Source organism: Anaeromyxobacter sp. SG64, assembly GCF_022690745.1.
Classification (GTDB): Bacteria; Myxococcota; Myxococcia; order Myxococcales; family Anaeromyxobacteraceae; genus Anaeromyxobacter; species Anaeromyxobacter soli.
On record NZ_JALCZB010000138.1, the window covers coordinates 1 to 8,554 of the forward strand.

At 74.0% G+C, this 8,554-nt stretch carries 10 protein-coding genes; 9 read left to right on the forward strand and 1 reads right to left on the reverse strand.

What is annotated here, in order from left to right; translation table 11 throughout:
• From MNZ29_RS22615 to MNZ29_RS22635, 5 genes are all read left to right on the forward strand, one after another.
• The coding region (locus tag MNZ29_RS22615) for a sulfurtransferase TusA family protein (RefSeq protein ID WP_242356852.1) at window positions 1–336 on the forward strand (336 nt) is incomplete at its 5' end.
• Between the two features lie 40 nt (window positions 337–376).
• Window positions 377–1,063: a ThiF family adenylyltransferase gene (locus MNZ29_RS22620; RefSeq protein ID WP_242341265.1), complete on the forward strand. Its 687-nt coding sequence runs from the start codon at window positions 377–379 to the stop codon at window positions 1,061–1,063.
• Window positions 1,064–1,426: 363 nt separating this feature from the next.
• Window positions 1,427–2,128: an adenylyl-sulfate kinase gene (gene cysC / locus MNZ29_RS22625; protein ID WP_242341266.1), complete on the forward strand. Its 702-nt coding sequence runs from the start codon at window positions 1,427–1,429 to the stop codon at window positions 2,126–2,128.
• Window positions 2,129–2,284: 156 nt separating this feature from the next.
• Window positions 2,285–3,139: an ATP-dependent sacrificial sulfur transferase LarE gene (larE, locus tag MNZ29_RS22630; protein WP_242341267.1), complete on the forward strand. Its 855-nt coding sequence runs from the start codon at window positions 2,285–2,287 to the stop codon at window positions 3,137–3,139.
• Between the two features lie 132 nt (window positions 3,140–3,271).
• Entirely contained in the window at window positions 3,272–3,493 is a 222-nt protein-coding gene (locus MNZ29_RS22635) for a ribbon-helix-helix domain-containing protein (RefSeq protein WP_242341268.1), read from the forward strand.
• 114 nt (window positions 3,494–3,607) lie between these two features.
• Here MNZ29_RS22635 and truA read toward each other — a convergent pair whose 3' ends face one another.
• The gene (gene truA, locus MNZ29_RS22640) at window positions 3,608–4,408 is read right to left on the reverse strand and encodes a tRNA pseudouridine(38-40) synthase TruA (protein ID WP_242341269.1); all 801 of its coding nucleotides are present in this window, start codon (window positions 4,406–4,408) and stop codon (window positions 3,608–3,610) included.
• A gap of 88 nt (window positions 4,409–4,496) precedes the next feature.
• Between truA and MNZ29_RS22645 the strand changes: the two genes are divergently transcribed.
• The 4 genes from MNZ29_RS22645 to MNZ29_RS22660 form a co-directional block, all read left to right on the forward strand.
• On the forward strand, window positions 4,497–5,411 hold the full coding sequence (locus MNZ29_RS22645; RefSeq protein WP_242341270.1) for an AgmX/PglI C-terminal domain-containing protein: 915 nt from the start codon (window positions 4,497–4,499) through the stop codon (window positions 5,409–5,411).
• Window positions 5,408–6,025 (forward strand): hypothetical protein, encoded by a 618-nt coding sequence (locus tag MNZ29_RS22650; RefSeq protein WP_242341271.1) that lies wholly within the window; start codon window positions 5,408–5,410, stop codon window positions 6,023–6,025. The genes MNZ29_RS22645 and MNZ29_RS22650 overlap by 4 nt, the downstream gene beginning before the upstream one ends.
• A 120-nt stretch (window positions 6,026–6,145) precedes the next feature.
• Window positions 6,146–7,426: an ATP-dependent Clp protease ATP-binding subunit ClpX gene (clpX, locus tag MNZ29_RS22655; RefSeq protein WP_242341272.1), complete on the forward strand. Its 1,281-nt coding sequence runs from the start codon at window positions 6,146–6,148 to the stop codon at window positions 7,424–7,426.
• A gap of 262 nt (window positions 7,427–7,688) precedes the next feature.
• On the forward strand, window positions 7,689–8,554 hold an 866-nt coding region (locus MNZ29_RS22660), incomplete at its 3' end, for a DUF6600 domain-containing protein (RefSeq protein ID WP_374110853.1).

Consider the following 8,554-nt stretch of genomic DNA (forward strand, 5'->3'; position numbering starts at 1 on the left):
CGGCACGCAGCCGCTCGAGGCGGCCGCGCCGCCCGCCTGCGCCGCGCCGGCTCGCGGCGAGGGCGCGGCGTGAGCGCGAGCGCCCCGCCGCGCGTGGACGTGCGCGCCTACGCCTGCCCCATGACCTACGTGAAGGCGAAGATCGCGCTCGAGCGCCTCGCGGCCGGAGAGCGGCTCGAGGTCTGGCTCGCCGCGGGAGAGCCGGTGGAGAACCTGCCGAGGAGCGCGGCCGAGGACGGCCACCGCGTGCTCGCGGTGGAGCCGCTCGCGGGCGCGCCGGGGGCGTTCCGCGTGGTCCTCGAGAAGGGCGCCGGCGCCGCGCCGGAGTGGCCGTAGGAGGGCGCCGGGTGCCCCGGCGCTCACGGGAGTCGAGAGCGTGAACGACGAACGGCTGGAGCGGTACGCGCGGCAGCTCCTCGTGCCGGGGTTCGGCGAGGCGGCGCAGGAGCGGCTCGGGCGCGCCCGGGTGCGGGTCGTCGGGGCGGACGCGGTCGCGTCCGCCGGCCTCGTCTACCTCGTGCAGGCTGGGGTGGGGCGGCTCTGGATCGAGGACGCCGAGGACGTCTCGCCGAGCGACGCCAGCGGCTGGCTCTTCGCCCCATCCGCCGTCGGCTCGCCGCGCGTCGAGGCGGCGCGCGCCGTGCTCGCCCCGCTCTCGCGCTTCGTCTCGATAGAGCCCTATCCGAAAGGCGGCGTGCCGACCGCGACGCTCGTCTTCGCGTCTTCCGGGCCGCAGGCGCTCGCCTCCGCGGAGGCCGCGCGGCGCGCGGGGATCCCCCACGTGGTCGTCGAGCCTGACGCGGAGGGCGGGGCGCTCGTGGTCGTGCCGCCGGGCGCGCCCTGCTACGCCTGCGCCCGCTCGACCGCCGGCGCGGGCCGTCCCGCGCAGCCCGGCATCGCCGCGCTCTCTGCGCTGGGCGCGGCGGAGCTCGTCCTCATGATCGCGAACCCGGAATCCACCCCCGGGCGACGCATCGATCTCGTCCGCGGCGTCGCGACGGCGCGACCGACGAGCCGGCTCCCGGGGTGCGCGTGCGGCGGCCCCGGCGCGGGCGCGACGTAGCGACGTGTCGCTGCCGCTCGGGTGATCCCTCCTGCGGCGCTCGCCGGCTGCTTGCGGCGGGGCTGCGGCGGGCCGCCTCGCCTGCGCTGCTCGTCTGCCAGAGGGAGGAGAAAGGCCTACCGCGGCGCCGATTTCTCGGCCCGTGTACCCCTGCGCGTCGTCGAGAATTGACCCTCCGGCAACGCCCATCCGGGGGGCGCATTGCACAACGAGCCGGATACACTGAAGAAAGCCAATAGGTGGGGAGGGAATACCCGTTTGGCGGGACAGGATCCGACAGGGTATACTTTCGAGATCGCGCTCGAACGGATCGGCCCCCGGCGACCGGGCGACGGCCGACCGAGCTGAGACGCTGGAGGATCCATGGACACGCACACCACCGGCTTCGTCATCTGGCTGACGGGGATGAACCGCGCCGGCAAGAGCACGCTCGCCGCGCACCTCGCCAAGCGGCTCGTGGCTTCGGGGCGCGCGGTGGAGCTGCTCGACGAGCACGGCGACGCCGCAGTGCTGCTCGAGGGCCTCGGCGCCAGCAAGGAGGACCACGCGCGCGCGGTCGCGCGCCTCGGGCTCGTCGCGAAGGCGGTGGCCCGCTCCGGTGGGATCGCCGTCTGCGCGGCGCTCTCGCCTTACCGCGACGCGCGCGACGCCCTGCGCAAGGAGGCGCGCCGGTTCCTCGAGGTGTTCGTCGACTGCTCGATGGAGAAGCTCCAGCAGCGCGATCCGCAGGGGATCTATCGCCGCGCGCTCGCCGGCGAGCTGAAGCAGGTCCCCGGCGTCGACGTTCCTTACGAGCCGCCCACCCACGCGGACGTGACGGTCCACACCGACCAGCTCTCCGTCGAGGAGGCCGGGACGCGCGTGTTCCAGGCCCTCGTGGATCAGCGGCTCGTGGGGCCGGCCGAGTTCGGACGGATCACGGGCGGGCTCCGGCCGCGCCGGGGCAAGCCGGACCGCGCCGTTCGCGGCGGCGCCCGGCGGAAGCTCGTCGCGAAGGCGGCGGCGAGGCAGGCGCCGAAGAAGGTCGCCGGCAGGGCCACGAAGACCGCCAAGCGCCGCCGCTGAGCGGCTGCGAGCCGCGCGCCTGCGGCGTCACGGGCGGCACGTACGCCTTCGCCGCGGCTCCCGGGCCTCGGCGACGGCATGACGCGTCTCGCGACCCCCCGGATCCGGTCGCGGAGCTTTGCGCGCGCGGACGCGAGCGAGTAAAAGTCCCGCGCCATGTCGCCGAACGTTCTCGAAGATCTCCGCCGCGACTCCGCGCAGAAGCTCGCTCGGCTGAAGGAGGCGCTGCGCGGCTGCGCCAGCGTCCTCGTGGCCTTCTCCGGCGGCGTCGACTCCACCTTCGTCGTCGCCGTCGCGCGAGAGGTGCTCGGCGATCGCGCCGTGGCGCTGACCGCGCACTCCCCGTCGGTTCCCCAGGCAGAGCGCGAGGAGGCGCGCGCGCTCGCCGCCCGGCTCGGCGTCCGCCACCTGGAGCGAGACAGCCACGAGCAGGAGGACCCGGGCTACCTCTCGAACCCGGTCGATCGCTGCTACTACTGCAAGCGCGAGCTCTTCCGGATCTGCGAGGAGACGGCCCGGGTCGAGGGGCTCGCCGTCGTGCTCGACGGCTTCAACGCCGACGATCTGGGCGATCACCGGCCGGGGCACCGCGCCGCCGAGGAGCGGCGCGTCCGCTCGCCGCTCGCGGAGGCGGGCCTCACGAAGGACGAGGTGCGCGCCTGGAGCGAGGCCTACGGGCTCCCGACCTGGGCGAAGCCGCAGATGGCGTGCCTCGCCTCGCGCATCCCCTACGGAACGCCGGTCACCCCCGAGCGGCTCGGGCAGGTGGAGCGAGCCGAGGCTGGGCTCCGCGCCCTGGGGTTCCGCGACCTGCGCGTCCGCCATCACGGCGACATCGGGCGGGTGGAGCTCGCCGAGGGCGAGCTCGCCCGCGGGTTCGAGCGTCGCGCCGAGATCGCCCTGGCCGTCAAGGCAGCGGGGTTCAAGCTGGCCGTGCTCGATCTGGAGCCCTTCCGGTCGGGCCGCATGAACGCGCTCGCCGGTGTCGCGCTGCCCGTCGTGGCGGGGTAGGGCGGTCGGCCCCGGGGCCCTCGTCGGAGGCGCCCCTGTCAAGAAAACTGTCGAACGTGCGCTTTCTTGCGAGGCGGCTATCGAGTGGTAGCGTGTAGGCAAACGTAAGCCGTTGTCGCAAGGAGCCTACACATGCCTACGCCCGCCGAGCTGACCGACGTCGTTGCCGCCCAGGACCCGAGCGCGTCTGCGCGCCTCGAGCCGATGCTGGTCCGGCTTCCCCCCCAGTTCGCCGCCGAGCTCCGCAACCTCGCCCGCCGCACGCGGGTCCGTCAGTCCGACTACCTGCGCGAGGCCGTGGCCGACCTCCTCGCCAAGTACGGCCAGCTCCCGCCCGAGCAGGGGGCGATGTGACGGCCGAGACGTCCGGCCGCAAGGACGGACGCTCGACCCCGCCCGAGCCGCCGCGCCTCCCGGGCGGCCGGGTGCGCGTCGCCACCGGGGCCCGGGCGCCGGTGTTCGGCGTCTTCATGGAGCTCTACCGGGCGGCGCGGGCAGCGAACCGTCCGGATAGACGACCGCGGCAAGCGTGAGCCCCCAGCCGGGCGCGCGCACGCCGCGGTACCGCCCGCGCGCGAGCAGGAGGTCGCGGACGAGGGTCGGCGGCGCGAGCCCGAGCCCCACCGCCACGGCGGTGCCGGCGAGGTTGCGGATCATCGCGCGCAAGAAGCCGTGTCCCTCGAAGACGAGGGCGTGGAGCGGCGCCCAGCTCGCGGTGACCACGTCGGCCCGGGTGACGGTGCGCACCGTGCCCCGCTGCTCTCCCGGGCGGGCGAAGCCGGTGAAGTCGTGCGTCCCCACGGCGTGCGAGAGCGCGCTCCGCATCGCCTCGGCGTCGAGCCGCGCCTCGGTGAGCGCCGGGAACGCCCGCGGGTCCGGGAGCGCCCACGCGTACCCGGCGAGCGGGCCGGGCGGCGGCGCGCCGACGAGGTAGACGTAGCGGCGGCCGCGGGCGGTGTTCCGCGCGTGGAAGGACGGCCCGACCCGCAGCGCCTCGCGCACCAGGATCCCCTCTGGCAGGGCGGCGTTCAGCGCGCGACGTAGCGCCTCGGGATCGAGCGCCGCGCGCGCCGAGAAGCTCACGACCTGGTCGAGCGCGTGCACCCCGGCGTCCGTGCGCGCCGCCACGGCGAGCGTCGCCCTGACGCCCGCGGCGAGGAGCGCCCCCTCGAGCGCGTCCTGCACCGTGGGCAGCCCCGGCTGCCGCTGAAACCCGCGGAAACGCCCGCCTTCGTAGGCGACGCGCAGAGCGTAGAAGCGCCTTTCCACCTCGTGCTAAGTTCACCACGCCCGCCGCGCCTGCGTCACCTCCGGCGTGCGCTCCCCACCCACCTCCTCATCCGAGTCCCGCACCCCGATGGCGCCCGGCACAGACGAGACGCTCCTCCTCGACGACCCCCGCCTGCAGGGCGGCGAGTGGCTGTTCCGCAAGGGCGGCCAGGTGTTCGGCCCGGTCGATTCGCGCGGCCTCGCCGCGATGCTCTACCGCGGCGAGCTCGACGCCCTGACCTCGGTGTCCGCGGGCGACGGCAGCTGGCGTCCCGTCGGCGAGGTCCCCCTCTTCATCCTGCACGCCAAGCGGGCGGCGGCGGCGCAGCGGGTGGAGCGCGAGGTCACCGGAGCGCGCCAGCTCGCGGCGCGCCGCGGGCGCCGGCGCGCGCTCGGCTGGGCCCTCGCGCTCGCGCTCCTCGTGGGCGGCGCGGCGGTCGTCGGGTTCCTGCTCGCCCGGCGCCCGGCGGAGACGAGCGCGCTGCTCGAGGACTTCGGCGCCGGGATCTCCATCGCCTCGGCGGCGCGGGTGGGCGTCGAGCACCGCGCGCCGGAGGCGGACGACATGGTCGAGGTGCCCATGGACGCGCCGGCGCCCGGGGCGAGCGGCGGCCGCGCGCGCCCGCCCGCGGCCTCGCCGGAGAAGAGCGGCGGCCTCGCGGCGTCCTCGCGCCGCGCGGCAGGCGGCGCGATCGACGGCGGCGAGCTCGTCTCGGCGCAGTTCGACGAGCGCAAGATCCAGGCGGTCGTCTCGCGCGAGCAGCGCACGCTCGTGCCGTGCTTCCGCGACGAGGCGACGCGCTCGCCCGACTTCCACGGCGACGTGCCCATCGAGTTCGCGATCGGCAACGACGGCCGCGTGGCGGCGCTCTGGATCGACGAGCCGCGCTTCCGCGCCGGCGCGCTCAAGGACTGCCTCGTGAAGGCGCTCGGCGGCTGGCACTTCGAGACGTTCCCGGGGCAGCGGCCGACGGTCTCACTCGCGTTCCGGATCGGGCGATGACGGCCACCGCCGAGAAGCTCGCCTCCCGCGCGGAGGACCTGCCGGAAGGCTCCTTCCGCCGCGAGGTCCTGGAGGGCGCGCGGCGCTTCAAGACCGCGTGGGTCGGGCTCGCCCGGCTGCTCGTGGAGGTGAAGCGCAAGGAGCGCTGGCGCGAGTGGGGTTACCCGAGCTTCGAGCGGTACTGCTCGAAGGAGCTGTTCATCCGGAGCGCGACGGCCGAGAAGCTCACCGCGAGCTACGGGTTCCTCGAGCGGCACGAGCCCGAGCTCGCGAAGCAGCGGGGCGACGGGCGCGCTCCGCCCTTCGAGGTGATCGAGGTGCTGTCCCGCGCCGAGGCCGCGGGGCGGCTGTCGGACTCCGGCTGGCGCGAGCTCCGCGACGAGGTGCTCGTGGAGCGCCCCCCGACGCCCGCGACCATGAACCGCAAGCTCGCGGAGCGGTTCGGTCCGCCCGCCCCGCCGGCGCCCGCTCCCAAGGAGGATCGGCTCGATCGGCTCGCGGCGCAGGCGCGCCGCCTCGCGGAGGCCTGTCGCGAGGAGGCGGCCGTGCCCCGGCCGGTCGCGGAGCGCGCAAGCGCCCTCGCAGGGGAGATCGAATCGCTGCTCCGCCGCTGATCCGTGACGCCCCGAAGGAGTTGGTGGGGCGGTGCGGGACGCACCTGGCTATATTCGAACCGTGCCCCAAATTCCGGGGGTCGGGGGCTTGGTGGTAACATCGTGGAACCGAGGGATCGCGTGAGCCGGAAAGACCATCACGGCAACCTGTCGTGCTCATTCTGCGGGAAGGGGCAACGGGAGGTTCGCAAGCTCATCGCGGGGCCGACGGTCTACATCTGCGACGAGTGCATCCGCCTCTGCAACGACATCATCGCGGAGGAGGCGGAGCGCGACGAGGGGCGCCCCGCCGTCTCGCTGCCGACGCCGGCCGAGATCAAGAGCTTCCTCGACGACTACGTGGTCGGTCAGGACAAGGCGAAGAAGGTCCTCTCCGTCGCCGTCTACAACCACTACAAGCGCGTCTACTCCAAGAAGCCGGCGCGGCCGCAGCGACCGGGCCAGGCGCGGCCAGGCGGGGACGACGTCGAGCTCCAGAAGTCGAACATCCTCCTCATCGGGCCGACGGGGTCGGGCAAGACGCTCCTCGCCCAGTCGCTCGCCCGGTTCCTCAACGTCCCGTTCACCATCGCGGACGCGACGAGCCTCACCGAGGCCGGCTACGTCGGCGAGGACGTCGAGAACATCATCCAGAACCTGCTCCACGCCGCGGACTACGACGTCGAGAAGGCCGCCCGCGGCATCGTCTACATCGACGAGATCGACAAGATCGCCCGCAAGGGCGACTCCCCGTCCCCGACGCGCGACGTCGGCGGCGAGGGCGTGCAGCAGGCGCTCCTCAAGATCATCGAGGGCACGCGCGCGAACGTCACCCCGCGCGGCGGCAAGAAGTACAACCAGCAGGAGTACATCCAGGTCGACACCTCGAACATCCTCTTCATCGTCGGCGGGGCCTTCTGCGGGCTCGAGCAGGTGATCCGCCGCCGCGCCGGCGTGAAGGCGCTCGGCTTCGGGGCCAAGATCGAGCGCAAGGAGGAGGCGAGCCTCGGCGAGCTCCTCGCGCGCGTCGAGCCGTCCGATCTCGTGAAGTTCGGGATGATCCCCGAGTTCGTCGGGCGCCTGCCCATCATCGCGACGCTCGCCGATCTCTCCGAGGAGGATCTCGTCACGATCCTCACCCAGCCCAAGAACGCGCTCACGAAGCAGTACGTGAAGCTCTTCGACCTCGAGAAGGTGAAGCTCTCCTTCACGAAGGAGTCGCTGCGCGCCACCGCCCGCGAGGCGATGCGGCGGAAGTCCGGCGCCCGCGGCCTCCGCGCCATCCTCGAGCAGGCGATGCTCGACATCATGTACGACGTGCCGTACCGGGAGGGCGTGAAGGAGTGCAAGATCACGGACGGCGTGATCCTGAACAAGGAGCCGCCGCTCCTCTCGTTCGAGAAGGAGAAGAAGCTCGCCTAGGGCGGTCTTCCGTCCTGGATGCACCCTCGACGCCCTGGCCGCCTCGGCCGGGGCGTCCGTGTCTTCGGGGCTGCGTAGCGGCCGGCAGGAGGGTGGGCGGGGTGACGGCGCCGCACAGTGTGCCGCGATGCGCCGCGCGCGAGGTGCCAAGCGTCCGGGAAACCGTGGAATTTACGCGGCATCCCGATTGCTAGGTCATCCGGGTGAGGAGCCCGCCGGGGACCCTGGCCATTCCGGCGCCCGACCTCCGAGGAGAACCGTCATGCTTCGCCACACGCTCATCGCCGCGCTGATCGCGACCTCGCTCGCGCCGCTCTCGACGCACGCGCAGGACGGCGGCTGGGACGACGACTCCGGGGATCGGTGGGCCGACGAGCGCTCGCCCGACTACGACGTCTCGGTGGACGTGGGCGTCTCCGGCGGCGTCACCTTCGACACGTTCTACGATCCGCTGGGCCAGTACGGCGAGTGGGTCTCCGCCGGCGCCTACGGGCGCGTGTGGCGGCCGCACGTGGCCGGCGGATGGCGCCCGTACTACTACGGCCGGTGGGAGTGGACGAACGAGGGCTGGTTCTGGGTGTCGGACGAGCCGTGGGGCTGGGCCGCCTATCACTACGGGCGCTGGGCCTACGACGGCTTCTACGGCTGGGTCTGGGTGCCGGGGTACCAGTGGGCGCCGGCGTGGGTGTCCTGGCGGTTCTCCGGTGACGTCGTCGGCTGGGCGCCGCTCGCTCCAGGACTGTCCGTGTACGTGACCTCCTATCCGTTCTACGACACCTGGTGGACGTTCGTGCCGAGCGTCCGCTTCGTCTCCGTGCCCGTCTACAGCGTCGCCTACGCGCCCCGCTACACGCGCCACTACTTCGACCGCACCGCCCCCGCGCCGGCGCGGCCGGCTCCGCGCCCGGTCCCGGGCGGCGCCCGTCCGTCTCCTGCTCCGGCGTGGGGCGGCCCCGCGCCTCGCGCCATCGAGGCCCGCCTCGGCCGGCCTCTCCGTCCGTCGCGCGTGATCGCCGCGCCGTCGCCGGCCGCCGCGCGAGCAGGCTCCGGGGAGATCTCGGTCTATCGGCCCGACGCTCGGCCGGCGCCGGGGCGGGGCGGCTTCGGCCGTCCCGAGGGGCGCGGCCC